Origin of the sequence: Microcoleus sp. C2D2, assembly GCF_036702495.1 — a bacterium.
Classification (GTDB): Bacteria; Cyanobacteriota; Cyanobacteriia; order Cyanobacteriales; family Microcoleaceae; genus Microcoleus.
In genome coordinates this window covers 14437-39047 of sequence record NZ_JAUBTO010000040.1, presented here as the reverse complement: position 1 = coordinate 39047, position 24611 = coordinate 14437, and the positions used below count along the sequence as shown (strand labels likewise).

The 24611-nt window shown below is 46.3% G+C and carries 23 protein-coding genes and 2 pseudogenes; 16 read left to right on the top strand and 9 right to left on the bottom strand.

The features are described from left to right. Positions 1-42 precede the first annotated feature (42 nt). From QUB61_RS15365 to QUB61_RS15355, 3 genes are all read left to right on the top strand, one after another. Positions 43-2196, top strand: coding sequence for an O-linked N-acetylglucosamine transferase family protein (locus tag QUB61_RS15365; RefSeq protein ID WP_333129629.1), 2154 nt, complete (start codon positions 43-45; stop codon positions 2194-2196). Between the two features lie 164 nt (positions 2197-2360). Continuing rightward, positions 2361-2978, top strand: coding sequence for a Uma2 family endonuclease (locus QUB61_RS15360; protein ID WP_333129625.1), 618 nt, complete (start codon positions 2361-2363; stop codon positions 2976-2978). Between the two features lie 172 nt (positions 2979-3150). Next, positions 3151-4323 carry an AI-2E family transporter gene (locus QUB61_RS15355; protein WP_333129622.1) on the top strand — a complete coding sequence of 391 codons (1173 nt, stop codon included), beginning with the start codon at positions 3151-3153 and terminating at the stop codon, positions 4321-4323. 97 nt (positions 4324-4420) lie between these two features. Here the strand turns inward: QUB61_RS15355 and QUB61_RS15350 are convergent, their stop codons facing one another. Then, positions 4421-5071 (bottom strand): Uma2 family endonuclease, encoded by a 651-nt coding sequence (locus QUB61_RS15350; protein WP_333129620.1) that lies wholly within the window; start codon positions 5069-5071, stop codon positions 4421-4423. A 199-nt stretch (positions 5072-5270) separates the two neighbouring features. Here QUB61_RS15350 and QUB61_RS15345 point away from each other — a divergent pair, with 199 nt between their 5' ends. The 4 genes from QUB61_RS15345 to QUB61_RS15330 all read left to right on the top strand — a co-directional run bounded on the left by QUB61_RS15345 (position 5271) and on the right by QUB61_RS15330 (position 9427). After that, positions 5271-6446, top strand: coding sequence for a homocysteine biosynthesis protein (locus QUB61_RS15345; RefSeq protein WP_333129617.1), 1176 nt, complete (start codon positions 5271-5273; stop codon positions 6444-6446). 61 nt (positions 6447-6507) lie between these two features. Continuing rightward, complete coding sequence (locus QUB61_RS15340; RefSeq protein WP_333129615.1) at positions 6508-7578, top strand: DUF262 domain-containing protein; 1071 nt, start codon at positions 6508-6510, stop codon at positions 7576-7578. Positions 7579-7580: 2 nt separating this feature from the next. Next, positions 7581-8306 carry an MAE_28990/MAE_18760 family HEPN-like nuclease gene (locus QUB61_RS15335; protein WP_333129613.1) on the top strand — a complete coding sequence of 242 codons (726 nt, stop codon included), beginning with the start codon at positions 7581-7583 and terminating at the stop codon, positions 8304-8306. Next, positions 8303-9427, top strand: a complete 1125-nt coding sequence (locus tag QUB61_RS15330) for a DNA cytosine methyltransferase (RefSeq protein WP_333129611.1) — start codon at positions 8303-8305, stop codon at positions 9425-9427. Before QUB61_RS15335 ends, QUB61_RS15330 begins: the two co-directional genes overlap by 4 nt. A 59-nt stretch (positions 9428-9486) precedes the next feature. Here the strand turns inward: QUB61_RS15330 and QUB61_RS15325 are convergent, their stop codons facing one another. Beyond that, positions 9487-10734, bottom strand: a complete 1248-nt coding sequence (locus tag QUB61_RS15325) for a hypothetical protein (protein ID WP_333129609.1) — start codon at positions 10732-10734, stop codon at positions 9487-9489. 585 nt (positions 10735-11319) lie between these two features. On the opposite strand from QUB61_RS15325, the gene QUB61_RS15320 reads away from it, so the two are divergent. The 3 genes from QUB61_RS15320 (at position 11320) to QUB61_RS15310 (ending at position 14118) form a co-directional block, all read left to right on the top strand. Continuing rightward, entirely contained in the window at positions 11320-12228 is a 909-nt protein-coding gene (locus QUB61_RS15320; RefSeq protein ID WP_333129607.1) for a tetratricopeptide repeat protein, read from the top strand. A gap of 257 nt (positions 12229-12485) precedes the next feature. Then, complete coding sequence (locus tag QUB61_RS15315; RefSeq protein ID WP_333129605.1) at positions 12486-13355, top strand: Uma2 family endonuclease; 870 nt, start codon at positions 12486-12488, stop codon at positions 13353-13355. A gap of 181 nt (positions 13356-13536) precedes the next feature. Then, positions 13537-14118 (top strand): hypothetical protein, encoded by a 582-nt coding sequence (locus QUB61_RS15310; RefSeq protein ID WP_333129603.1) that lies wholly within the window; start codon positions 13537-13539, stop codon positions 14116-14118. A gap of 37 nt (positions 14119-14155) precedes the next feature. On the opposite strand, the gene QUB61_RS15305 is transcribed toward QUB61_RS15310, so the two are convergent. Together QUB61_RS15305 and QUB61_RS15300 are read right to left on the bottom strand one after the other, a co-directional pair. After that, a complete protein-coding gene (locus QUB61_RS15305) occupies positions 14156-14437 on the bottom strand; it encodes a type II toxin-antitoxin system mRNA interferase toxin, RelE/StbE family (protein WP_333129601.1) in 282 nt (93 codons plus the stop codon). Then, positions 14437-14661: a hypothetical protein gene (locus QUB61_RS15300; RefSeq protein ID WP_096831014.1), complete on the bottom strand. Its 225-nt coding sequence runs from the start codon at positions 14659-14661 to the stop codon at positions 14437-14439. The genes QUB61_RS15305 and QUB61_RS15300 overlap by 1 nt, the downstream gene beginning before the upstream one ends. A 441-nt stretch (positions 14662-15102) precedes the next feature. On the opposite strand from QUB61_RS15300, the pseudogene QUB61_RS15295 reads away from it, so the two are divergent. After that, a pseudogene (locus tag QUB61_RS15295) lies at positions 15103-15210 on the top strand (Uma2 family endonuclease); the annotation flags it as partial. Between the two features lie 67 nt (positions 15211-15277). Here the strand turns inward: QUB61_RS15295 and QUB61_RS15290 are convergent. The 4 genes from QUB61_RS15290 to QUB61_RS15275 all read right to left on the bottom strand — a co-directional run bounded on the left by QUB61_RS15290 (position 15278) and on the right by QUB61_RS15275 (position 18587). Beyond that, positions 15278-15598, bottom strand: coding sequence for a helix-turn-helix transcriptional regulator (locus QUB61_RS15290; RefSeq protein WP_333081469.1), 321 nt, complete (start codon positions 15596-15598; stop codon positions 15278-15280). A gap of 116 nt (positions 15599-15714) precedes the next feature. Then, the gene (locus QUB61_RS15285; protein ID WP_193971556.1) at positions 15715-16074 is read right to left on the bottom strand and encodes a type II toxin-antitoxin system RelE/ParE family toxin; all 360 of its coding nucleotides are present in this window, start codon (positions 16072-16074) and stop codon (positions 15715-15717) included. Between the two features lie 341 nt (positions 16075-16415). Further along, positions 16416-18143 (bottom strand): succinate dehydrogenase/fumarate reductase flavoprotein subunit, encoded by a 1728-nt coding sequence (locus QUB61_RS15280; RefSeq protein WP_333129598.1) that lies wholly within the window; start codon positions 18141-18143, stop codon positions 16416-16418. 129 nt (positions 18144-18272) lie between these two features. Beyond that, entirely contained in the window at positions 18273-18587 is a 315-nt protein-coding gene (locus tag QUB61_RS15275; protein ID WP_006633212.1) for a hypothetical protein, read from the bottom strand. Between the two features lie 270 nt (positions 18588-18857). On the opposite strand from QUB61_RS15275, the gene QUB61_RS39915 reads away from it, so the two are divergent. The 4 genes from QUB61_RS39915 to QUB61_RS15255 all read left to right on the top strand — a co-directional run bounded on the left by QUB61_RS39915 (position 18858) and on the right by QUB61_RS15255 (position 22087). Next, positions 18858-19085, top strand: a complete 228-nt coding sequence (locus QUB61_RS39915; RefSeq protein WP_445300202.1) for a zinc ribbon domain-containing protein — start codon at positions 18858-18860, stop codon at positions 19083-19085. Positions 19086-19553: 468 nt separating this feature from the next. Further along, on the top strand, positions 19554-20279 hold the full coding sequence (locus tag QUB61_RS15265; protein WP_333129596.1) for a lysophospholipid acyltransferase family protein: 726 nt from the start codon (positions 19554-19556) through the stop codon (positions 20277-20279). A 169-nt stretch (positions 20280-20448) separates the two neighbouring features. Continuing rightward, the gene (locus QUB61_RS15260) at positions 20449-21258 is read left to right on the top strand and encodes an alpha/beta hydrolase (RefSeq protein ID WP_333129594.1); all 810 of its coding nucleotides are present in this window, start codon (positions 20449-20451) and stop codon (positions 21256-21258) included. A gap of 208 nt (positions 21259-21466) precedes the next feature. Next, positions 21467-22087, top strand: a complete 621-nt coding sequence (locus tag QUB61_RS15255; RefSeq protein WP_333129592.1) for a hypothetical protein — start codon at positions 21467-21469, stop codon at positions 22085-22087. Between the two features lie 424 nt (positions 22088-22511). Here QUB61_RS15255 and QUB61_RS15250 read toward each other — a convergent pair whose 3' ends face one another. Continuing rightward, positions 22512-22829: a hypothetical protein gene (locus QUB61_RS15250; protein WP_333129590.1), complete on the bottom strand. Its 318-nt coding sequence runs from the start codon at positions 22827-22829 to the stop codon at positions 22512-22514. 556 nt (positions 22830-23385) lie between these two features. Between QUB61_RS15250 and QUB61_RS15245 the strand changes: the two are divergent. Beyond that, positions 23386-24488 (top strand): annotated as a pseudogene (locus QUB61_RS15245) (IS630 family transposase). The last annotated feature ends 123 nt before the right edge of the window (positions 24489-24611 follow it).

Sequence of the window (24611 nt, the reverse complement as noted above, 5' to 3'; positions counted from 1 at the left end):
ATTAAACTAGGGGCGATCGAACACTCACACTAAAACCCCTCGATGCCAAGCAATATAGATGAGACAGACAATCACATGGATCTAGCCACCTTAAATCTGAAACCCTTAAATTTGCTAATTTTTCCTGATTGGAACCAACCAGAAGAATCTCTTTATTTAGAGTTAGAACTAATTATTAGGAGTCTGGTAAGTCATCCCGAGCGCGATTTCCTAACTCTTTTAATAGATGTGAGCGAAACTTTAGAAAAATCCGATTTAGATGCAAGTTTAATTGTATCTGGGATTGTGATGAATCTTTTGATGGAAGAAGATTTAGATATTAACGGAGAACCAGAAATTATTTTATTAGAAAACCTCAATCGCAGCCAGTGGCTGGATATTTTGCCACAGATTCAATATCGAATTAAGCTGAATGCGGAAAATCACCAAGCAATAGCCGAATCTGGAACCGCACAAATTCCATTACTGGAACAGGAACAACTTAGCGATATCACCCTTGACTCCCAAGCATTAATATTGATAGAAATTGGCAACAAACTCTACCGTCAAGGAAGATACGAAGCAGCCATTAAGCACTATCAAAGGTTTTTAGTATCCCAGACAGGAGATATAGAACTGTATGGTAACTTAAGCGAGTGTTTAAGAAACCTCAACAGAATCGAAGAAGCGATCGCGAGCCTTGAGGAAGGCATCCGCCATTACCCTACAGCAGGAAAACTGCACTTTGAAATAGTCAAAATTTACCAGCAGAACGGACGCACTAAGTTAGCTATATCAAGTGCAGAAAGAGCAACGGAAATACTGCCCAAGGAATATGTTTTTCAACTATTTAAACACTTAACATTGCCGATTGTTTATAATACATCAGATGAAATACAATTTTACAGGGAAAGATTTGTCCTAGAATTAGAAAAATTAATTCAGCAAACATCCATAAAAACTCCAGAAGACAAAATAAATGCTTTCCGGGGTTTTAGTAGTTTCACTAATTTTTACCTAGCATATCAGGCTTACAATGTTGTGGAATCGCAATCAAAGTATGCTAATTTAGTGCATCAAGTTATGGTCGCCAACTATTCGCAGTGGGTGCAACCGCAATCAATGCCTCCACTGCTGGAAAATGGCAAAATTAGAGTCGGTTATATTTCTAGTTATTTGCATTCTTACAGCGGCACTTTATGGTTAACTGGCTGGCTGCGTTATTGCAACCACCAACAATTTGAAATTTACTGTTACTATACGGGGAACGATCCCGATCCAATTACAGAACAATTTCGCCAATACAGCGATCGATTTCGCCACATTCCTCACAACCTAGAAGGCGTATGCCAACAAATTATTGATGATAAATTGCATATTCTTGTCTTCCCAGAAATTGGCATGGACGCACCAACTATACAAATAGCAGCTTTGCGCCTTGCCCCCGTGCAATGTTCGGCGTGGGGACATCCTGTCACGTCGGGTTTACCGACGATTGATTATTTTATTTCTAGTGAATTGATGGAACCGGAAAATGCACAACTGCACTACTCAGAAACCTTAATTAAGTTGCCGAATATTGGCGTTGCCTACCCAAAACCAACCGTCGGTAAATTAAACCACAGTCGCTTAGATTTTGACCTCAGAGAAGATGCAGTAATTTATTTATGCTGCCAAGCCCCTTTCAAATACTTACCGCAATATGATTTCGTTTTAGCAGAAATTGCCCGCCGCGTTCCGCAAGCTCAGTTTATCTTTCCTCGCGGCGAACTGCTGCGGGAACGGCTAAAGTTTGCTTTTGCTGCTGTTAATCTCGATAGCGAAGATTACTGTCTATTCCGAAGGATTCTAACTCGACAAGATTACATAGCAATTAACTTTCTTTCCGATGTTTTCTTAGATACTTTCACTTGGTCGGGGGGGAATACATCTTTAGAGGCGATCGCTTGCAATTTACCCATAGTCACCTGTCCGGGAGAATTTATGCGGGGACTTCACGCTTATAGCTTTCTAAAAATGCTGGGAGTAACAGACACAATTGCACAAAATGAAGAGGAATATATTCACATTGCTGTCAAGTTAGGTCTAGACTCACAGTGGCGGCGAGACATTGCACAACGCATGAGTCAGCGACAAGATGCTCTGTTTGACGATAAAGTTTGCGTGACTGCTTTAGAGGGTTTTTATCAACAAATTGTTCTAGAAAGACTTAAATAATTGTTTTAATATTATAGATTAAATTTAAATTTTCCGATTAATAAAATATCTCTCCAGAAGACTGCCAACACTTTTAATGTGAAAAGGATACTAACAACAAGTTAATCTCCCCTATCAATTCCGGCCCCGTACAGCTTATCAAAACCAAAGTTGAGGCACTCACCATGATTCAAATCATACCTGAATTAGTAACATTCGATCAATTCATTGACTGGTATCCTGAAAACTCAGAACACCACTACGAACTGCACAATGGAGAAATTGTTGAGATGCCAAAAGCAACAGGTAAACATTCTAAAGTGACCGGTTTTACCAGCGGCTGGTTATTTCTCGAAATTGAACGCTTAAACCTACCCTACTTCATCCCCAAAGAATGCGTCATCAAACCCATGCGCGAGGAATCAGGATACGAGCCAGATATCATTGTACTTAACGAACAAACCATTGGAAACGAGCCGCGATGGGAGAAATCATCAATTATCACAATGGGTTCATCAGTCCCCCTAATCGTCGTGGTAACTAGCACTAATTGGGGTGATGATTATGCCCTAAAGCTTGAGGCCTATGAGTCAATGGGTATTCAAGAATATTGGATTATAGACTATCTAGGATTGGGAGGCAGACGGTTTATTGGCAACCCCAAACAACCCACTTTTTCGGTTTACCAACTAATTGACGGCGAATACCAAGTCAAACTGTTCAGAGGGGGCGATGCTATTGAGTCCCCAACTTTCCCAGAATTGAAGCTGACAGCGCAGCAGGTGTTCGCAAAAGGGAATTGAGGAGGCTGCTTATGCTGATGTCCCAGTAGGGGTATCTGATTAAAGATGCGATCGCGCGCATCTAAGGTATCTTGTAGGGATGCGATTCATCGCTTCTGCGCTGCAGAGCAATTAGCAAGCAGCAATTCCCAATACCCTATTCCTCAATCTAAAATCTCAAATCTAAAATCTAATGAAGTTAGGACAGTGGATGGGCTTATTAGCCCTCATCGCATCTTGTTACATCCTGTGGCAAATCAGGCAGGCCCTACTCCTGCTCTTTGCCGCCGTCGTCTTAGCCACAGCCTTAAACAGACTAGCACGCTACTTGCAAAAATTCGGACTCAAAAGATCGATCGCCGTACTCTTATCAGTTAGCTTCCTAGTCCTCATCTTCGTAGGATTATTCCTAATCATTGTACCACCCTTTGCCCAACAGTTTCAACAACTTACCCAAAGAGCCCCTCAAGGAATAGCAAAATTAAATGAGTGGATCGATCAGATTGAAGCTCGCTTTTCTGGACAAATAGGTCAGCGACTACCGAATCTTGATATTAACGACATTATCCAACAACTGCAACCCCTATTCAATCAACTCGTCGGCGGTGCAGGAGCCTTTGTAGGCAACACCTTAGGCGTTATTCTCAGCTTTTTGCTAGTCATAGTTTTGACATTGATGACATTAGCAGAACCTTTATCTTACCGCAAAGCATTTATCCAACTATTTCCCTCTTTTTATCGGCGGCGAATCGAGGGGATCTTAGATGAATGCGAAATAGCCCTCGGTCGATGGGTAATCGGTGCTTTAATTAGCATGAGCGTCATCACTTTTCTTAGCCTAATTGGTTTGTCAGTATTGCAAGTTCCCTTAGCTCTAGCCCACGCTGTTTTAGCTGGTTTGCTGAACTTAATACCCAATATCGGACCAGGTTTGAGCGTCATCCCTCCAGTGACGATCGCACTTTTAGACTCTCCCTTAAAAGCCGGTTTTGTACTCATCCTCTACTTTCTAATTCAACAATTTGAAAGCAACCTCCTCACCCCTTACGTTATGGCGCAGCAAGTAGCACTACTACCAGCAGTAACATTAATAGCTCAAGTATTCTTCGCCACCTTCTTTGGATTTTTAGGCTTACTGCTAGCTCTCCCCCTCACCGTTGTAGCTCAAGTTTGGATTAGGGAAGCCCTAATTAAAGATATTCTAAACCAGTGGAGTGCCAGCCCTAAAACCTTAGCAGCAATCGATTCTGCCCTCCATGAAGAATATGAATCTATAGAAGTCGCCGAAAGCCGAGCCGAAAAGTTGCCAGAACACAAACCCGACATCCCAGATCATGTAGAAAATGACGCTCCTGAAAATCAATAGTTAAGGTTTGTAATGACTTCAGTTCTTATTCATTCCCAGTTATAGGACACCAGTATTCACTACAAACTTAGGAAATTTGTGGTACGAACACCCTCAACTAACTATCTTCAAGCCTCGCATTTTCTACCGTATCTCTGCCGGCGCTAAAAATTTGTTGAACACTCAAATTCAACTGCCCAAATGTGGGTGATACAACCCTATCACTACCCCGAAACTGACTGACTTGATACTCACCGTCAATCAACTGGTAAACAGAAAAAGTAGGTTGTTTAGGATTGCCAATATAGCGTCGCCCGCCAAGTCCCAAATAGTCCGCAATCCAGTATTCAGAAATGCCCAAAGCTTCGTAGTCAACCAATTTGTAGCCGTAATCATCGCGCCAATTGGTACTGACAACTTCGACAATTAGCCGGACAGAACTCCCCATTGTAATGATAGATTCCTTTTTCCATCTCGGTTCGCTGTCCGTCCCTTGCCTGTCCAAAACGATCGCATCCGGTTCGTAACCAGATAGCTCGTTATCAGCTTTGACCACGCATTCTTTGGGGACGAAGTAGGGCAAGCCTAGCCTCTCGATTTCAATCCCTAGCTTCAGGCAGAGGAAGCCCGCTACTTCTGAATGTTCTCCGGTTGCTTTAGGCATCTGAACAATAGCTCCATTGTGCAGTTCGTAACGGTTTTCAGAATTTTCAGGATACCAGTCAATAAATTCATCAAACGTGACTGGTTTTAATATCGCTTGAGTCATGGCGAGCGCTCCTTATTTTATTTATAATATAATCCCGCTCTCTGTTATAACATTTTGCGGGGTTCTCAAACCGATGTCGATCGCCAAAACTGCATTCGCTCGATCGACATTTCATCAATCCAAAATCAATCCCAAATCAAAATCACTCCAAAATCAATCAATTCAAAATCTAAAATCCAAAATCTAAAATCTAAAATATATGAGATCGATCGACGAAATCAACGATAAAATCAGCCAGGGCAAAGCCACAGTCTGGACAATCGAAGAACTCAAAACTAGAGTTCAAGAAACCAGCATTACCCAAGCAGCCAAAGAAGTCGATGTGATTACCACCGGCACCTTCGAGCCGATGGAATCCTCCGGTGCAATCATCAACCTCGGCCATACCGACCCGCCGATAAAAATCCGCCAGTGCTGGCTGGACGGCGTTTTAGCCTACTCCGGCTTCGGGGCAGTAGACCTGTACCTGGGAGCCACCCAAGTAGCCGAAGACGGCGAAGAATCCCGCGAACGGGGCGGCGGACACGTCATCGAAGACTTAATAGCCGGCAAACCCGTGCAGTTGCGAGCCTTGGGGCAAGTAACAGACTGCTACCCCCGCGCCTCCTTTGAAACCACGATTACCCGCGATACAATCAACCAGTTTTATTTATTCAATCCCCGGAACGCATATCAAAACTTTATTGTTGGCGTCAATGGAGGCGATCGCCCGCTGTTCACCTACCTCGGCCCCCTGCAACCAAACCTCGGCAACGCCGTCTACTCGAACCTTGGAGCCATGTCTCCCCTGCTCAACGACCCCGACCTCCAAATCATCGGCATCGGCACCCGCATCTTCCTAGGAGGCGCCACCGGCTACATCACCTGGGAAGGAACCCAGCACTTCCCGCTGCAAAAACGCCAGCCCAACCGCACCCCCATCGGCCCGGCCGCCACCCTTGCACTCATCGGCGACGCGAAACAGATGAACTCGAAATGGGTGCGCGGCTGCTACTTCAAAAACTACGGCCCATCCCTGATGCTGGGAGTCGGCATCCCCTTTCCCGTCTTAAACGAAACAGTCGTCGCCAACTGTGCAGTATCAGACAAAAAAATAGTAGCGCCGGTGGTAGATTTCTCTATCCCCCGGCGCGTTCGTCCCACCTTCGGTTTAGTTAGTTACGCTCAATTAAAGACGGGTCGCATCCTCATCGAGGGCAAACCAGTGCGGGCCGCCCCCCTTGCGAGTATGTTTCTCTCCCGGCAAATAGCATTGGAATTGAAGCAGCAAATTGAAGCGGGTCTATTTACCCTCACGGCGCCAGTTGCTCCCCTACCCACGGACAGAGTATTTCTCCCGCAAGATTTGTGGGGCGCTCAAGTGAGGCTCGAATAGACAGTCCCTAGACTAAAGTCACGAATTATAACTTGAATCAACCACGAGAGGATATTCAAAGATGATCGACGAGAACCAGTCTAAGTTCACTGATGAGGAGGTTGCTGCTGCTGAGGTACAGATTTTTGAACACACAAAGAGAATTGAGTTCTATCTGACGGAATATTCCATTGAGCTTCTGGCCCAAAAGATGCAGAATGGAGATTTCGAGATTCCGGCCTACCAGCGCGAGTTCACATGGGAACCAGAGCGCAAATCCCGGTTCATTGAGTCGGTATTGATGGGGCTTCCGATCCCTTTCCTCTTCTTTTGGGAAAGCCCGTCAACAGGTAAGCTTGAAATTGTTGATGGTTCACAGCGCCTTAGAACGATTGAGGAGTTCGTTCTTGGGGACTTTCCCCTAGGTGACTTGGCAGAATTGTCGCTACTGACCGGATTTCGATTCAAAGATCTCCCCGAATCTCGGCAACGAAAAATCAAGAACCGTTCCATTAGAGGAATCGTGCTCAATGAGCACGCCGATGAGCAAGCACGATTTGATCTTTTTGATCGAATTAACACAGGAAGCAAGGTCGCGAACAAGGCTGAGGTGCGTCGAGGTGCGTTAGGAGGTGCTTTCCTCGACCTTGTGATATCACTCGCCAAAGAGCCGACCTTTGTCAAACTTGCGCCGCTATCGCAGAAGCTGTTATTGGAGCGCGAGAGGGAAGAGCTCGTTACACGATTCTTTGCATACGGCGATGGGCTCGAGGGATACAAAGACAGAGTGTCGGCATTTCTTTTCACCTACACGAAGAAGATGAACGATCGCTTTAAAGATAACCCAGCGGACATTGAGTCCTATCGGCAACGCTTCATGGACATGATAAACTTTGTATCGCGCAACTTCCCGTCGGGCTTCGGCAAAACACCTAAAGGTAAGGCGACACCCCGATCGCGTTTTGAAGCTATAGCCATTGGAAGCTATCTGGCACTTCAGCAACGGCCTGAGATAGCTAACCAATCGATCGAAGTTGAAGAATGGTTGAACAGCAGGGACTTTACAAAAGTGACCGGCGCCGACGGTGCGAACGCAATAGGCAGACTCAAGGCTCGTATACATTTCGTTCGCGATCGTTTACTTGGAGATTGAGGATGGAGGATTTGAGCCAAGCTTTTGAAGAGCGTTTACAGGAAATTGAAACTTACCTTGACCTGCTTGAGTCCATACAGGAACAAGTGCAGGGAGGACCTCCACAAATCGGGGAAGCTACGATCACTCCGCAACAGCAGAAAATCCTCTATTCGAGTGTTTACTTACAGCTCTACAATCTTGTCGAGTCAACTATTACTCGGTGCGTAGATGCCGTATCTAAGGCAGTGGTTAATAACAGCTCGCTGCCCAATGAGTTGTCCATTGAGTTGCGCCGCGAGTGGGTGCGATGCACCGCACGCACCCATACTGATCTCAACTACGAGAATCGCCTGGAATCTGCATTGAACCTCTGCGATCACCTAGTGCAAGCGCTCCCGATATCGACTTTTAAAGTTGAAAAGGGTGGGGGTGGTAGTTGGGACGATAATGGGATTGAGACCATCAGCAAACGTTTGGGCTTATCGTTGCACATCAGCTCCGACGTCTACAAGAGTATCAAACGACCATTCCGAAATGGTCGAGGTGCGCTTGCGTTTATCAAAGACCTTCGGAACGATTTGGCGCACGGTAGTATGTCATTTGCAGAGAGTAGCGAGGGTATTACTGTTAGCGAACTCCGTGACCTCACTGAACGAACAGCATTGTATCTGAGAGAGGTTGTAGATTGCTTCAAGTTATCCATAGATGCACATGAGTTCCTAATGCCGGAGAACCGACCTAGATGAGCCAAGGCATGAATCCAGATGAGACTATGGTCGGCGCTCACAGTGGCAAAGAGCCTCAGATCGATCGCAAAAGTACAGCCATTAGCTGCATCGATCTGTTTTGCGGTTTGGGCGGTCTTACGCATGGACTGATCCGAGGAGGTATTCAGGTAGTTGCGGGCATCGACATCGAGCCACAATGTCGCTTCCCATACCAGAGCAACAACGACGCCCTTTTCGTCCAGCAGGATGTCAGTGATCTATCTGGTTCCCAACTTGCAGATATTTTTGGCGATGGGACATTGCGTTTGCTGGCCGGCTGTGCGCCCTGCCAACCATTCTCGACTTACAGCCGTAAGGGACGCCAGGAACGCCAGGACACTAAGTGGGTTCTCGTATCCGACTTCGGTCGGTTGGTACGGGAGACTCAACCCGACTTCGTAACGATGGAGAATGTGCCACAGCTTTTAGAGCATGAAGTTTTCAAGGATTTTTTGAAGGACCTCGAAGGCTATGCGACCAGTTGCAGTATTGTAGATTGTGTTCAATATGGAGTTCCACAGACTCGTAAACGGCTTGTGCTGCTAGCGTCCCGATTCGGGCCAGTAGAATTAGTACCTCCAATCTTTTCTAGACGATCGTGCACAACTGTGCGTGAGGCCATTTCCCATCTACCCGCCTTAGCAGCCGGATGCTCCGATCCAAATGACGCACTTCATACCGCATCCTCACTAAGTGACCTGAACCTCCGCCGAATCAGAGCCTCAAAACCCGGAGGCACATGGCATGACTGGGATGATTCACTGCTGGCACCATGTCATCGCAAGAAATCCGGACAAACTTATGCTAGCGTGTATGGTCGTATGAAGTGGGACGCCCCGGCTCCAACCATCACAACCCAATGCTTCGGCTACGGAAATGGTCGGTTCGGACATCCGGAACAGGATCGTGCAATCTCTCTGAGAGAGGCCGCTATCCTTCAGACTTTTCCCGAAAACTACCGCTTCTTAGCTCCTGGCGAGCGTGTCTGTTTCAGCAAACTGGGTCGTTTAATCGGAAACGCTGTTCCTGTCCAAATTGGCGAGGTGGTAGCGCAGAGCCTACTCGCTCATGTACAGAAGTACCCTAAGCCGCTAAAGTAAAAATGCAAGATTAAAAGTTTTTTTAACCTTTAATCTTGCATTTTTACTTTCACTATTTTTTATTCCTCGATCGGCTTAGGCTTCTTAACCGGCTTAGGAAGAGGTTCCTTCGGCACACGCGGTGCTGCTGCGGCTGCGGACTTGATGTTAGGACGCCCTACAGGAGCACCGTCACCGCTGGGCTTAGGAGTAAACGGACGCTTCCCTCCTCCTTTGAAGCCACCGGGCGGCTTGCTGCCCGGGGGGAATTTCCGCTTTTTAATCGGCAGGGCACCAATATTATTTGCCTGCTCAATCATCAGACTGTCAGCTTTCAATTTGACGTGGAAATCCCAAAAAAACCCGATCGCTTTTGTTGCTAAATCTCCCTTGAGTTTCAGTTTAAAAAACTTCATCTTGTCGTCATTCTTGCGGGGAGCTTGCTTGATTTTGACGATGACATACTTTTCTTCGTCTTGGGATTGATAAATCACCTCACCTCTAATCGAAAAATAGCCATCTTCAACATCAGGTTCCGAGGGCGGCAAAGATGCGGTCGATGCTTCGCCACTAGCCTCAATCTCCGCTGCTTCCTGATTTTCCTCATCAGAGGACGGTTCGGGAGGTTTCTTGAGCGTTTCCGGCTCCCAAACTCCCATAATCTGGGCGTGCAAGTTGCCGTCTTCTTGCCTGGTGCGGGGATAGACCACCCACAGGTGTTCTTGTTCCAGATCCAGGTGATTTTTGACTAAACTCATGACTCTACCCAGCAAAACTGCGTCGATGGCAGTTCCGTCGGCAGCTATCAGCATACCCCGGGTGAATTGCTCTTCTGATTGCGTGTAGCGGCCCCGCACCAAACCAACAGCTCGGTACTGTCTGGGTTCGCTGGGCGGGGGAATCGGATGTTGGCGCATGACCGAGGGTATGTCCTCAGCGGCCGGACTTTCGTTAGCAGCAGGCTCGGCGTTTGCCGGCGGTGCGACTGCTTGCGCTGTCGGATCGCTGACAGGTGTCGAAGGCGCTGCAGGGGCCGGGGGTGCAGGAGCATTGCTGGGCTGGTCTTGTGGCTTTGTTTTGTCCTTGTCGAGGGCAGAACTGTAGCGCGGTCGTTGCAGCTTATCCTTGGACGCTGGGGCGTCTGTTGGCGTTGGCGGTTGATTTTCGTCAACAGGTGCAGCCAACGCCGAAGGCACCGAACTTTCGTCTGGTGTCTCAGGAATGGAATCTGTATCTTTAGGCGGATTGACGGCCGGTTCGCTGGGCTGAGCCTTGCGAGTTGAAGTAGATTTGGACGATTTGGAAGACCGGTTGGGAGAGGGGTTCATAAAAACTCCTTGCAGCGGAGACACATCCCTTAAGGGAAATTAGGAATAAACTGAAGAAACTGCTTTAAAAACTACTAGCACCTGACTTGGGGCTGGCGCCCGGAGGTCTGGTTGTGACCCGTCAACGCCAACTTTCAACGCTACGAGTGCAGATCGGTTCGCTGACTGCTAAAATCCTTGCTCGCAAGGACTTTGGCAGTTGCTGACCGATCTTTTCCTGCGATCGCGCGATCGTTGGAGTTGCTGGCTAATAGCATTTAGGATATTCAGCTTGCCTATTTTACTTAATCCAATTACCTAACGGGCTGATCCGCCATATTTTTGGTAATTTTTAGCTTGACCAGACTAAATTGGACAGACACCGCAGTCCTTGGGGCTGCAGGTCCGAGTGTCCAAAATTGTTTAGCTAGCATGGAGTTGTGGGTCTGTTACCATATTAGCTGCAAGTAAAAGGCTGCTTTGTCCGTTGGGACTTTGAAGTTAAAAACGTTTACGGTTGCACCGATCGAGCTCTCATGGCAGATGCCGCCTGGTGATGCCTTAATTCTTAGAAAATAGTAGATTTTAAGCTGGGATAGTTGAATTATGGAAAAAGCAAACAAGCGTCGTGGGTTGATTACTGTGGTGGTGGTGCTGTCGCTCATCGCTTTTTTGGGATTTTCTCTTGTGCCAATTTTGGACAGTATTCTCAAGGCCAGCCAAGCGCAAAGTCGGTCAACTCCAACGCCTACTCAAACGGCGCAGTCTGGGGACAAGCAATCAGAGTTGCTGCAAGCTCAGGCGAGGGGGTACGAATTGGTTTTGCAGCGGGAACCTGACAATGTAACGGCTCTGCGGGGATTGTTGCAGGTGCGGCTGGAGTTGATCGGACAAGGAGTGGGGGACATTAAGGATGCGATCGCTCCTTTGGAAAAGTTGGCTTCGCTGAATCCTGAGACTACTGAATACGGGATTTTGCTGGCTCAGGCTAAGGAACGCACGGGCGATCGCGAAGGGGCTGCTGGGGCTTACAGGTCAATTTTAGTGTCTAGACCTGGGGAAATTAAGGCTTTGCAGGGGTTGGTGAATTTGCTGCTGGTGCAACAGCGGCCCGAAGCTGCGATCGGACTCCTGCAAGATACGCTGAAGGCTGCTCCGGCTGCAAATCAGGCGAAACCGGAAAGTGTTGATGTAACTTCGGTGCAGTTGATTTTGGGACAGGTTTATGCTGTGCAGAAGCGGTTTGAGGAGGCGATCGCCATTTACGACGAATCTGCTAAGGCTAATCCCAAAGATTTTCGCCCGACTTTAGGAAAGGCGATCGTGCTGAAGGAACAGGGAAAAACAGATGAGGCAAAAACGCTGTTCGATCGAGCTACTGAGTTGGCTCCTCCTAACTATAAAGACCAAATTAATCAGTTAGCTAGTGGCACTCCTTCGCCTTCTCCTGCAGCTGCGGCGACTCCCGAACCGGCTGCTTCTCCTAGTCCTGAAGGTGCGCTACCCAAACCTTAAGGAAAGTTTTAAGTAAAAGAGTTTTGAGTAGTCAGTGAAAAAGTATTAAGTTAAAAACTTAATACTTTAAACTCAAAACTACTCGCTTTCTTCCTAATTACGCAGGACTTAGGAAAAGAAACCCGGTTTCTACAATAAATGTGGGTTGAGAGACGACAGATACAGGTCGAAACCGGGTTTCTAAGCCCTCGGGCCAAGCGTCCTGTTACCGACTACCAATTACTAATTACCAATTAGGTAAGACCTCGGAGGGAATTATGACTGCTAGCGTTAACCGCGTTGTTCTACCTCCTGCTTTTCCAGACCACACTCAATTACCAGAGTCAGACGGTACTTTTGTGAAAAACTTTCAGGAGCACCCGCAAAGTTTAATTTTAACAGATTCGATCGGCCAGATTTTGCAGCAGCGGCATCCAGACGGACAATATGCGATCGGTCAAGACTGCGGCATTTACTGGCGAGAAACTGAACCTGCAGAACAAGGTGCAGAAGCTCCTGATTGGTTTTACGTTCCGAATGTACCTCCTAACATTGACGGTCAAATTCGGCGTTCCTACGTGCTGTGGCGGGAACACATAGCACCGTTAATTGCTTTGGAATTTGCTAGCGGGAACGGAGATGAAGAGCGCGATCGTACTCCTTTATCTCGCACCGATCAAGGGGTAGTCACTAAACCTGGAAAGTTTTGGGTTTACGAGCGGGTGATGCGAATTCCCTATTACGGCATCTACCAAGTTAATAATGGCAGATTAGAAGTTTATCGGTTGATTGACGGATATTATCAACTGTTAGAACTGAATCAGCGCGGTCATTTTCCCATTGCACCTTTAGGCGTAGAATTGGGACTTTGGCAAGGCAGTTATCAAAATCAAACCATGCTTTGGCTGCGGTGGTGGGACGAGGAAGGTAATTTGCTGTTGATTGGCGATGAAAGGGCCGAATTGGAGAGATTGCGAGGGGAACAACAACGGGAAAGGGCCGAGAGTGCAGAACAAGCACGACAAGCTGAATTTCAGGCAAGAAGGGATGCAATTCCCCGGTTGTTGGGAATGGGTTTGAGTGCCGAACAAGTGGCGGAGGCGTTAAGTTTATCCGTGGAGGAAGTTAGGGATAATGCTGGAGAGTGAGATAGTGAGAGAGAATTGGGGAAAAGGGCGATCGCTATCAATAAACTTTTTCAGGGAAACCGATGTTGAGCGACATTACGCCTTTAGCTTATCAAATGGCTAGCTGCTTGCGCAAACGGCACTGGTGCAAATAATAAATCACAAATAGTGGAAACACATCCACACAAAGAGGGCCATAGCTATGTCGGATAAATTTCCCCACCTACCAAATCCTCGCCTAAAAATGCTGATCGTTGAGGATGGAACGGTCAGTGGTCTTGACTTGCTTTACCGCCAGTTCCGTCGCAAATATCAAGTATTCAGGGCAGAATCAGGTCCCGCCGCCCTAGAAATCTTGGCAAGGGAAGGAGAATTTGCCGTCATTATCTGCGATGAGCCGACGCCCAAAATGAGCGTGACTGAGTTCCTCCGTCTGACGGCGGTACAGTACCCCGATACGAGCCAAATTATATTAATTAGTTATAGGGAAGATTTCTTTCAAGCTATTGAGGCTGGCAAACTATGCCATTACATTGCTAAGCCTTGGAATCCCGAAGAGCTTAACGTTTTCGTCACTAGACTGGTTGATACTTACACTCTCCGGAAAGCGCGCACCAATGAACTGCGACAGCGAGACGATAGTGCAGAGCAGGCACGAAAAGCTGGATTTCAGGCAATAAGGGATGCAATTCCCCGCTTGTTGGGAATGGGATTGAGTGCCGAACAGGTGGCAGAGGCGTTAAGTTTATCTGTGGAGGAAGTTAGGCAGAATGCTGGAGAGTGAGATAGTGAGAGAGAATTGGGGAAAAGGGCGATAGGTCTTAATAGACTTCATCATGAGAACCCATTTTGAGCAATAAAATAGCTTCCTCCTCATCTTCTGGATGGGTCACAAACTCAAATAAAATCCGATAATCATAATCTATTGAACAGGACCAGATACCCGATAAATCTCCTGTCAGTTTGTGAGTTCGCAAGCTAGGGTTAAAGCAGTCTTCAGACAAAAGTTCAAGCGTAGCTTCAATTAAAAGGCGAAGCTGAGGATTTTTACGAACTAACTTTTTGAAAGTACGAATAGATTTGGGAGTCCAACCAATTTTCATCAATCATCCAACTCCGCCATAAAATCGGCTACTGACCCAAATTTAACATTGCCCTCAGCATACTCTTGACGAACTTCTGCCACTTCCTTGAGTAATTCATTTCGTCGCTGTTGTCGCAGACGATTCTGAAGAATATCTAGAAGCATGGCTTGATCTTCTAATGATAAAACTTCTACAGCTTCAAGAGCTTGCTGGAATTGAGATGTCTGTGTCGTTTTACTCATATATTATATTTAACTGTATGATACCCGATAAAAGCAGTATAACACTGCCAAGTTTGCAGTCATCTCCCAGAGTTGAATAAACAGCAAATTCAGTAGATTGTGTTTACTCTTCTGACCACCAGATAGGTTGTCCATCGTGTTGATAAGAATAATCTTCTGGCGGCGGATTTCCGTCCCAAGGAGGTGCTTTTGCTTACCTCTGGTATTGGTTGCAATTTTTATTTCTGATAGTCCTGGACGCATGGGACCCAGAAACCGGGTTTTTTTACAAAAATACTTCGTTGCAGCCCGCACCCAAGGTAAAAAACCCGGTTTCTTTTGTCCGAGTGCCGTCCAGGACTGTTTGAAAAACGTTCGGCTTTGACAGCTAGCAAAATATGGTTAAGCATATCTATGCTTGGCGAACCTGTAGTTGTCAATTAGTAAGGTGCGAACTGCCCAAGAAGGGATGCTATTCCCCGATTGTTGGGAATGGGTTTGAGTGTCGAACAAGTGGCGGAGGCGTTAAGTTTATCTGTGGAGGAAGTTAGCCACAATTATCACGGCTGAGATAGTTTTATCGGGAGAAAGTTAACTTCAAATTCTCGAAGATTCTCAAATTTAAACTGTCTGCTTCTCAGCTTTTGGAAGAAGTAATAGCGAGTGCCACATCCTCGCGAGTTGCTCCCAGCGCTAGCATTGTCCTTACCATCAAATCAAGAGAAACAGACGGATCGCCAGCTTCTATTTTAGCTACCCGTGACTGACTAGATTTAATTTTCTTAGCCAAACTTTCTTGAGAAAGATTTTGACTAATGCGAAGCTGCTTCAAGCGTTTAATTAGAGACAGCTTCATCTCAATAAAAGCAATTTCTTCGGCTGAAAGTTCTAGAAAGTCTGCGGCATCTCCCACCCGCCAACCTGCTGCTTCTAAACGTTGACGTTTAATGGCATCCATTGTAAATATTACCTCTTTTAATTATATGAATTGCACAGAGCAAGGATTGTGAATTGTGAATTGTCTCTCAATTTGTAAGGTGGGCAATGCCCACCCTAAAGGAAGTCCTGAAATAACTAGGTTTCTCCTGAGCTTCGATCGTACAATCTCAGTCGTTTTTGACTGTTTTCGATCGCGCGCTTAGGCGTTTTCTGGGTTGTTTTTTGAAACACCTCTGCAATGACAATAGCATCTGAGTCAATCCGGTAAATAATTCGCCACTGTTTACCGGCTTCACTATCATCGATCCGCAATTCGTGGCAGTGAGGGCTGATGCTTGGCATAGGCCGAGAGACAGGCATGGCTAAAATTTCTCCATTTTGTAACATCCTTAATAAAATCCCTGCCTCAATTCGCGCTGAGGCGGAAAAAGGGGGAGTTTTTACGGAGCCTCTGATGAGCCAAACAACATCTTTGTTCTCGCCTTGGGATTCCATAAATTAAGTAGTCTAGTCATAAAGTTTACAAATATGTCGTATCTGACATAATTATAGCGCAAGATAACTAAAAGTGGTAGAAGAGACTAAAGATTGCCGAATTTCCTCTCAATTGGTAAGGTACGCATTGCCAGCGGGCCCTGTCAAGGTGCGCTCCTCTTCGAGGGCTGCGCTAACGAATGATTTGCGTCATTCTAGGCGGTGGCGATCGGCAATAAACCTGGTTTATTACCGATCGCCTTTTAAAAGAATCAGATTTAACGATCGCCCGCTACCCAATTTCAAGCGTTTGAGGGATTTCTTCACAACCTTAACAGGGCTGGCACTGCCCACCCTACAAATTAATACTTCCTCTCCTGCGGCTCAAACATCGTAATCGCCACGGGCATATAAGCCAAATCAATCCCCGCCGGCGAATAATAGGCCATTGTATGCTTCAAGAAATTGCTGTCATCGCGCTCAGTAAAATCTTCCCGCGAATGAGCTCCTCGACTTTCCTGACGGTTCAAAGCAGAAGTTAAAATCATTTTCCCGACAATTATCAAACTCCGCAACTCCAAAGCTTCCACAATTTCCGTATTCCACAACTTGCCTTTATCGTCTAAGTAAACCTCCTCATATTGTCGCTCTAAATCCTCCAATTTCTTTAAACCTTCCTGCATCAATTCGGCGCTACGAAATACACCACAATACTCAGTCATAGTATCTTGATACTGCTGCCGGATTTGATTGATGCGGTATTTTCCCGGACGTTCTAAAAGTGCCTGAATTTGCTCTTTTGCTTCCGTAACATAACGCTGTTCATCCACAGATGGTAACTTGCGGTTTTGTACGAATTGTGCTATGGTTGCGCCAGTAACTTTGCCGTAAACAACGCATTCTAAAAGCGAATTGCTGCCCAAACGGTTGGCGCCGTGAACAGACACGCAAGCTGCTTCGCCCGCTGCAAAGAAACCGTCTACCAAACCCTCAGGACTGCTGCGAACTTGCCCGCTAACATTAGTAGGAATTCCCCCCATTGAATAGTGAACGGTAGGGCGGACGGGCATCGGCTGATTTACGGCATCAATTCCTAACAAACGGTGGGCTTCTTCCCAAGCAAAAGGAATTTTGCTCATAATTTTTTCGCGTCCCATGTGCCGCAAATCCATATAGATAAAGGGGCCGCCGGCACTACCATCAACATTAATTCCTCGGCCGGCGCGAATTTCTAGGGAAATTGACCGCGAAGTGATATCTCTGGGCGCTAATTCCATCCGCGACGGCGCATAATTGGCCATAAATCGATCGCCCTCTGAATTAATCAAATAAGCGCCTTCGCCCCGCACAGCCTCGGAAATCAGCACTCCCACGGGATACAAACCAGTCGGGTGAAACTGCACGAATTCCATATCTTCCAGCGGCAATCCAGCTAAAGCCGTCATTGCCAAACCGTCTCCCGTCGAGGCGTAATCGTTCGACGTGGTATTGTAAACTCGGCCGTAACCGCCCGTGGCAAACATCACCGCCTTAGCACGGACAACCTCAATTTGACCGTCTAGAAGGCGGTACATAACTACGCCCTTGGCTTGGCCTTCTTCCAAAATCAGGCGCGTGACATACCACTCCTGATAGATGTGAACTCCGCAGCGGCGCAGATTGTTGACTAATTCGTGGAGGATGGCGTGACCTGTTTTGTCGGCGGCGTAGCAGGTGCGGCGGTGGGAATGTCCGCCGAAAGCGCGCTGGGCAATTCTGCCGTCTGGGAGGCGGGAGAAGAGGACTCCCATGTGTTCTAAATCTATGACTACACCGGGTGCTTCGCGGGTGAGGATTTCTACCGCGTCTTGGTCGGCTAAATAGTCTGAACCTTTTACTGTGTCGAAGGCGTGGGCTTTCCAACTGTCTTCGGGATCGACATTTTGGAGGCTGGAGGCCATGCCACCTTGGGCTGCGACGGAGTGCGATCGAATCGGGTGAGTTTTGGCGACGACAGCTACCTTTAAACTGGGGTCAGTCCGGGCAATTTCTACTGCAGCGCGGCAACCTGCTAAACCGCCGCCTACAATGATTACGTCGTGTTCTAGCATCTTTTTGAATTATTTTGAGTGTTCTGCTCAACTTATGGTGACGCAAAAAAAAACTTCCTACCACAAGAGCAGGAAGTTTTTTAACTTTTGATTTGAATGGAAAATCAAAAGTTAAAATCTCAAATTGGACTAGCCGGCGCTTTCGGCAGGGTTCTGAAGCGACTGATTTCCCGTTGCAGAAGGTTGAGGTTCCGTACCGGGTTCTACAGCAAGCACTTCAATGTTATTTAGCAGAGTTGTAACGAAAGCAAACAGCAAGAAGGGCAGAGACAGCACTAAAATCAAGCCGACGGTAGCCAAGGCGAAGATTTGGCGGGCGCTACTCCACAAGGCGAGTGCCGACGCTAGACTTAGGAAGATGACTATCAGCCAAACAATGATTTGACCGTAAATGTCGCCAAAGGTGAGGGTACATTTAAGGCGATAGTTTTGGATGTTATTCATTTGATGCCTCGCGAGATTGCTATTACGACTTGTCCAAAAATACTTTGACAGTGCGTCAATGCCCACTGTGAATTTCTAAGTTTAGCTGCAGTAACTTGGTTTTGGGGTTCTTGTAAACATTCTTTAACTTTTGAGGGGGTTTGGGGGAGCGATTAGTCCCACGTTCCTTTGGGTCAGCGTTGGGATACATGGACACCCCAAGCAAATTTTATCCGGTCAAACAGGCGTAAAATTTGCCAACTCGGTGTCGAAAACCTTCACGTTAAGGGCATGGTTCGCAATCACAAACTAGCTCAAGCAATGGATGATGTAGGTTGGGGAATATTTGTCAATTTCTTGCATTACAAGCTAGATCGCGAAGGCAAAGTGTTGGTAGAGATTGACCGAGGGTTCCCTAGCTCGAAACTCTGCTCAAATTGCCACTATCAGGTGAATGAAATGCCATTAGATGTTAGGACATGGACTTGTCCGGCGTTGTGGTACTCATCCCTATCGTGATGGAAACGCCTCAATAAATATCAGAGCAGAAGGAATCAGAATGCTATGGGTCTGGGAAGGACTTCTGCTGATGGAGGGGATGTGAGCCCGAAACTGGGACGCAAGTCCAAGTTGACGCAATCCCCGTTGAAGTCAGAAGCTCACGCTGTACCTGTATGTCAGCGCTGGGTAGTTCACTAAGTTGCCACAACACTTGGTATATCTTTGCTTCAGACTGGGCAATTCTGCCGAAACAGTTGGCTCCTGCACTCGCCCGGCCTAGAAACCGAGTTTTTTACTGTTTTGGCGGGCCCACTAGAAGGAAACGCGCGAAACAACCAAGGTGATCGCCGCCCGTGGATCCAGGATTAGGAAACAAAGGCATCAGGGGAAAGTCTACTTTTTGAGGGAGCCCCGACTTGGTAAAGAAATGTTAAGCTGCATGAGAATAGAATCAACCTTTATAGCGTCCCACCTGTCTTTTGGCCCATGTTTTCAGAGAGCAAATTGCTGATTTCGCGCTGTTTCCTGGCTGGTTTGGGAACGCAGATGTTTCTGTACCGCGAAGACCGGATTCCTCAGGAGAGTCCGGTGCTGGTGGTGAGCAATCACCGCAGTTTCTTAGATCCTGTGCTGCTGACGGCTGCTTTGGGTCGATCGATCCGCTTTGCTTGTCATCATTACATGGGTCAAGTTCCGGTGATGAGAGAAATTGTCACGACTTTCGGCGCTTTCCCTTTGGAAGCACCGGAGCACCGACAGCAGCATTTTTTCTCTCAAGCGACAGCGCTGCTGCAAGGCGGGGAGATGGTGGGGGTGTTTCCAGAGGGTGCAGAACCGATGGTGAAGCTTACTGGGCCCAATACTGTGGGGAAGTTTCAGCGGGGATTTGCTCATTTGGCTTTGCGGGCGCCGGTGCGGGATTTGGCGGTTTTGCCGGTGGCGATTAGTTCTTTTGATGAACAGTCGGTACGATCGGGTGTACCGCTCAAGTTGTTGAGTTTGTTCGATCCCTCGGAACCGCTGTTCGATCGATCGGGGTGGCATCCTGTGATAATTTATCAGCGAGTTAATGTTTTAATCGGCCGGCCTTACTGGATTACTGTCGATCGACAGCAGCAATATCGAGGCAAAAAAGCCAAAGCTGTTGTTGCTGAACTCACAGACCACTGTCAGGGGGAAATTACAGAATTACTCCAACGAGGTTGTTTGTAAGTTTGTTGACTGTTGACGGTTGGCTGTTGACTGTTGGCTGTTGACTGTTGACTGTTGACTGTTGGCTGTTGGCTGTTGACTGTTGACTGTTGACTGTTGACTATTGGCTGGTGTGAGATTTCCAATCTAAAATCTAAAATCTAAAATCTAAAATCGATTGACTTGAATCATGGCAAATGCTAACAACAAGGTTCGTTTCCTAACCCCCAAACCGCCGAAACCAGAGCGCCCTTTATTTGTATTTCTGCCCGGTATGGATGGCAGCGGTTTGCTCCTGCGGCCGCAAATTTCTAAATTAGCAAATGATTTCGACATTCGCTGCTTAACTGTACCGGCTGATGACATGGCTAGTTGGGAGGTACTGGTTAGCGAAACAATTGCCTTAATTGAAGCAGAAAAGCAAGCCGGAAAGCCGAAGCGGCCGGTTTATCTGTGCGGCGAGTCATTTGGCGGCTGTTTAGCGATGAAAACTGTTTTAGAAGCTCCTCAATTGTGCGATCGATTAATTTTAGTCAATCCAGCTTCTTCATTCCGACAGCAGCCTTGGGTGCAGTGGGGATCGTATCTGACTCAGTGGCTGCCGGCCAACCTTTATCCGCTGTCGGTAATCGGTCTCTTGCCGATATTAGCATCCTTAGGAAAGATCGGGCGCGACGATCGGCGAGCTTTGCTAGAAGCGATGCAAGCAGTACCGCAAAATACCTCTGTGTGGAGATTGGCGTTAGTGCGATCGTTTAATGTTGACGAAAATCAGTTGCGCGGCATCAAACAGCCGACGCTAGTAATTGCTAGCGGTGCCGATCGGCTGCTGCCTTCCCTAGTAGAAGCGAAGCTTTTAGTCAAGGTAATTCCCAATGCTCAAATGGTGCTGCTGGCTAACAGCGGTCATGCTTGTTTGTTAGAAACAGATGTTAACCTTCATGCCATTATGCAAGCTCGGAATTTCTTAACAAATAAGTCATTAGTCAGCAGTCATTAGTTATTAGTTATCATCATCAAAAACTCATGAGACTTAAACAAAAATCAGTGGTAATACCAAATCCGGGGAAGAAAACCCCTTTATCCTCTATGAATGCGTAGGGTGCGTCGCCACCGACAATTCTCGTTACTGGCAACTATTACCCTGCGACGCACCCTACCATACAATCAAGGGGGTATGATACCCCGATTTGGTATAAGGCATAATTATGCTCAATCTCAAGCTTCCCGAACAAAGACGAAAACTTTACATTGAAATTGCACTGCGTAGATGCCGTCCCGGTAGTGGCAGCAGTCAAGATTTTCTGAATAAAAGAACTTGGAATCATCCCGTGACAAACATTAAAAGGATCATTCAAAAAACCCTTTTTGTTGTAGTCCGAGGGATTGCTACTCGGCTCTATATGCCTGAAAGAATGACCGATGACGTGGAAATTTTAGTATTAACTCAAGATGCTGCTAATCTTTATCGAGAATTAGAGCAAGCTGGTAGCACGAGAACGGGAGAACTTAGCATTGGTGGCAGCACTTGGGAATTGCCTGATAGTACTTATTTGGGTGTAATTGAATCAAGAGATTCTTGGGTAAGAGAGGCAATTACAAATCCAAATAAAGCACCCGATGGATTGCCAATTATCGGATTGCCTTATCTGGTCTTGATGAAACTACAAGCTAGTCGCGGTATTGATATAGGGGATTTAACGCGGATGTTGGGAGGGGCTGACGAAACTGCTTTGCGGTTGGTAAGAAGGGCTGTACAAGATTGCCTGCCTGATGCTGTGGAAGATTTAGAAAGTTTAATTGTTTTGGGAAAGCTAGAAAGGAGTTAGTAATAATTGGACACAGGGACCCCCCCTCACCGCCCCGAAGGCAGGGTGGATTAATTGTCGCAGGAGCAAGGTATTATAGAAGAGGCGATCGGGTCAGACCCGATCGCAAATACTATGATACATTTAAGTAGATGAGTGGGAAAATACATAAGTATGTCATTGTTCGTTAAACGTCGCAATTCGCTTACGGTTCTAGCAGCTTTATATTCGGTTACACAGCAAGGTTTATTTGCGCCTACCTACTTATCCTCTGACAATAAATCCACCCTGCTTTACTACTCGTGAAACATACTTAGTCTGGTCAGAGTCTGACTTTTTCAAGTCTATGCCTTTAGATGTGCGCTTCCTGACGTAATTCTTTATCCCTGCGTCGCACGTACACGAACAGCTCGACTAAACTCAGGCCTATCCATTTGCATATTTATTACCCTGGCCGGATATATACCCATGCTTTTGGATATACATTTTCCTTGGCGCTAGCCCGTAAATCTTCTATTTTTACGTCCATTCCGCCCCCGCGGCCGGTGATATAAAGCAATTTTAGGTTACCCACTAAGTTATCAGTTGTCTGGAAGCAAAGCGTTGTATTCCTCATATCTTTTAGCCTTAAGTCCAATGTCTCTTGAGGACCGAGAGTCTTCTCTCCTAATAAAATCGTTTCTGCTAAGGCTGTACCGGCGAAACTAAAAGAGATTCCAACCGCAGCGATTAAAACCGCTGGTAGTTTTTTGACAAGGCTCATACGACAATACCTCGTTTGTTGAAATTTACGTTGATTAGTGTTTTTTTTTCAACTAGTCTATTAGACGTTTCCCCACCCCAATTTGGGAATTTTTCGAGTTACGAGCAAATTTTCTTTCCAAAAATCCACCGTCAAACACCAGAACCCTTTCTCAGATTGCTTTTGGGCTGCTGCAAAATTTTCTCGACTTCCCCACGCGCCGCCCAACCTATCAGCTACGCCCTTGCGTTTCTCTGGGGGATGCTACGCTTTTGCGATCGCCTGTGTGCAATCACTAAGAAGTGCGATCGCTCTCCAGCGAGAGGGCTTCGCAGACATCGCACCGACAATTGAGAAGGTGCGTTACGAAGAGAGCGATCGCACCCTACTGGCGTGACACAGGTAAAATAGTGCATTAGCAAATTGGGCGCAAATCAGTAATTTGGAGTTTATGAGTCAATTTTTTATTACCTCATTTTAGCTGTGTCATGCCACTACAAGATCAGGCAATCATACTCCCTTCCCGCTCAAAGAGTACAGAAAAGGGTATAGTTAAAAAGAAGGGAGGAAAATAGGAATGAATCTGAGCCAAAGATTGCGATTAGTAAGCCTAGATAAAAAGCAGTGGCAGCGACTATATTACAAGAATCAGCAAGCCTATATACGACAAAGACTATCAGCAATAAGATATCTAAGCGAAGGAAAAAGTCGAGCGGAAGTAGCCAAATTAGTAGGATGTACAGATTTAACCATAGCCAGATGGATTGGTAAATATCTAGATACGGGATTAGAGGGGCTGGTGGAGCCAATCAAGCATCAAGTGAGACAGAGGCTGAATGCTCTTGCTGCAGCAAGAGACAAAAGAAATGGTATTGAACGATAGACCAACTAAGTATGGAATAGAGCGAGAAATCTGGACAGGAAAAATTATAGCATTCGTAATAAAGCAAAGATGGGGAGTAGATTTGAAAACATCGAGAATCTATGAAATCTTAGATAATTTGAACCTATCACATCAAAAAGCACATCGAGATTACGAGAATGCTTCACCAGAAAAACAAAAAGAGTTTGTAAAGATGCTAAAAAAAAATGCGCCAGAGAAAGCGTGGGGAGAAAATTCTATTCTTTGATGAATTCGCAGTATATAACCGACCAAGTACATACTATGGATGGGCAGAAAAGAATACTCGACCTCAAGTGCCATCAGATGAAAGTAAAAAGAGAGAGAAGTTACATGGATTATTAGCAGTAGATGCTGTCAGTGGAAAAGAATTCTTGCGGTTAGTACCAACTGCCAAAACAGCAGACTTAGCATTATACTTTGGGGAGCTATGCTCATACTGTATTCAGGAAAGAATCAAGCATCTGACCATCATACTAGATAATAATTCTACGCATAAATATAAGCTGCACCGTTATTTATGGGCGGAGTTATTCACATCAGGGATTGGGGAACAGATAACAGTTGAATTTGTTTATACACCACCATATTCTCCGAATTTTAATTTAGTTGAATATCTCATTCATTTGCTCCGACTAAGACTACTACATCATTTGCCACATGACAAAAGTATCGAGCAGGTTGAAATGCGAATTAAAACCTTTTTTGAAACCCAACAATTGCAGGCTCCCATCCAAATTGCAAACACGATTCAACATATTTATAACCTCATTCTATAGTCTTCTAGCGGGAAGGGAGTAGCTATTTGGGTCTTTGTTCTTGGCAACAATGCACAGTGAGCTTCAGGCGACGCCATTACGCTACCTCTGGCTCTTCTGGGAGCCTCCCAGTCTTTTCCCTAC

Excerpts from the sequence above, each read along its gene's own strand:
- QUB61_RS15355 (WP_333129622.1), top strand. The coding sequence starts at position 3,151 with ATGAAGTTAGGACAGTGGATGGGCTTATTAGCCCTCATCGCATCTTGT.
- QUB61_RS15345 (WP_333129617.1), top strand. The coding sequence starts at position 5,271 with ATGAGATCGATCGACGAAATCAACGATAAAATCAGCCAGGGCAAAGCC.
- QUB61_RS15365 (WP_333129629.1), top strand. The coding sequence starts at position 43 with ATGCCAAGCAATATAGATGAGACAGACAATCACATGGATCTAGCCACC.
- QUB61_RS15320 (WP_333129607.1), top strand. The coding sequence starts at position 11,320 with ATGGAAAAAGCAAACAAGCGTCGTGGGTTGATTACTGTGGTGGTGGTG.
- QUB61_RS15280 (WP_333129598.1), bottom strand. The coding sequence starts at position 18,143 with ATGCTAGAACACGACGTAATCATTGTAGGCGGCGGTTTAGCAGGTTGC.
- QUB61_RS15360 (WP_333129625.1), top strand. The coding sequence starts at position 2,361 with ATGATTCAAATCATACCTGAATTAGTAACATTCGATCAATTCATTGAC.
- QUB61_RS15325 (WP_333129609.1), bottom strand. The coding sequence starts at position 10,734 with ATGAACCCCTCTCCCAACCGGTCTTCCAAATCGTCCAAATCTACTTCA.
- QUB61_RS15275 (WP_006633212.1), bottom strand. The coding sequence starts at position 18,587 with ATGAATAACATCCAAAACTATCGCCTTAAATGTACCCTCACCTTTGGC.
- QUB61_RS15300 (WP_096831014.1), bottom strand. The coding sequence starts at position 14,661 with ATGAGTAAAACGACACAGACATCTCAATTCCAGCAAGCTCTTGAAGCT.
- QUB61_RS15265 (WP_333129596.1), top strand. The coding sequence starts at position 19,554 with ATGTTTTCAGAGAGCAAATTGCTGATTTCGCGCTGTTTCCTGGCTGGT.
- QUB61_RS15315 (WP_333129605.1), top strand. The coding sequence starts at position 12,486 with ATGACTGCTAGCGTTAACCGCGTTGTTCTACCTCCTGCTTTTCCAGAC.
- QUB61_RS15335 (WP_333129613.1), top strand. The coding sequence starts at position 7,581 with ATGGAGGATTTGAGCCAAGCTTTTGAAGAGCGTTTACAGGAAATTGAA.
- QUB61_RS15255 (WP_333129592.1), top strand. The coding sequence starts at position 21,467 with ATGCTCAATCTCAAGCTTCCCGAACAAAGACGAAAACTTTACATTGAA.
- QUB61_RS15305 (WP_333129601.1), bottom strand. The coding sequence starts at position 14,437 with ATGAAAATTGGTTGGACTCCCAAATCTATTCGTACTTTCAAAAAGTTA.
- QUB61_RS39915 (WP_445300202.1), top strand. The coding sequence starts at position 18,858 with ATGGTTCGCAATCACAAACTAGCTCAAGCAATGGATGATGTAGGTTGG.
- QUB61_RS15340 (WP_333129615.1), top strand. The coding sequence starts at position 6,508 with ATGATCGACGAGAACCAGTCTAAGTTCACTGATGAGGAGGTTGCTGCT.
- QUB61_RS15330 (WP_333129611.1), top strand. The coding sequence starts at position 8,303 with ATGAGCCAAGGCATGAATCCAGATGAGACTATGGTCGGCGCTCACAGT.
- QUB61_RS15290 (WP_333081469.1), bottom strand. The coding sequence starts at position 15,598 with ATGGATGCCATTAAACGTCAACGTTTAGAAGCAGCAGGTTGGCGGGTG.
- QUB61_RS15250 (WP_333129590.1), bottom strand. The coding sequence starts at position 22,829 with ATGAGCCTTGTCAAAAAACTACCAGCGGTTTTAATCGCTGCGGTTGGA.
- QUB61_RS15260 (WP_333129594.1), top strand. The coding sequence starts at position 20,449 with ATGGCAAATGCTAACAACAAGGTTCGTTTCCTAACCCCCAAACCGCCG.
- QUB61_RS15310 (WP_333129603.1), top strand. The coding sequence starts at position 13,537 with ATGTCGGATAAATTTCCCCACCTACCAAATCCTCGCCTAAAAATGCTG.
- QUB61_RS15350 (WP_333129620.1), bottom strand. The coding sequence starts at position 5,071 with ATGACTCAAGCGATATTAAAACCAGTCACGTTTGATGAATTTATTGAC.
- QUB61_RS15285 (WP_193971556.1), bottom strand. The coding sequence starts at position 16,074 with ATGGAATCCCAAGGCGAGAACAAAGATGTTGTTTGGCTCATCAGAGGC.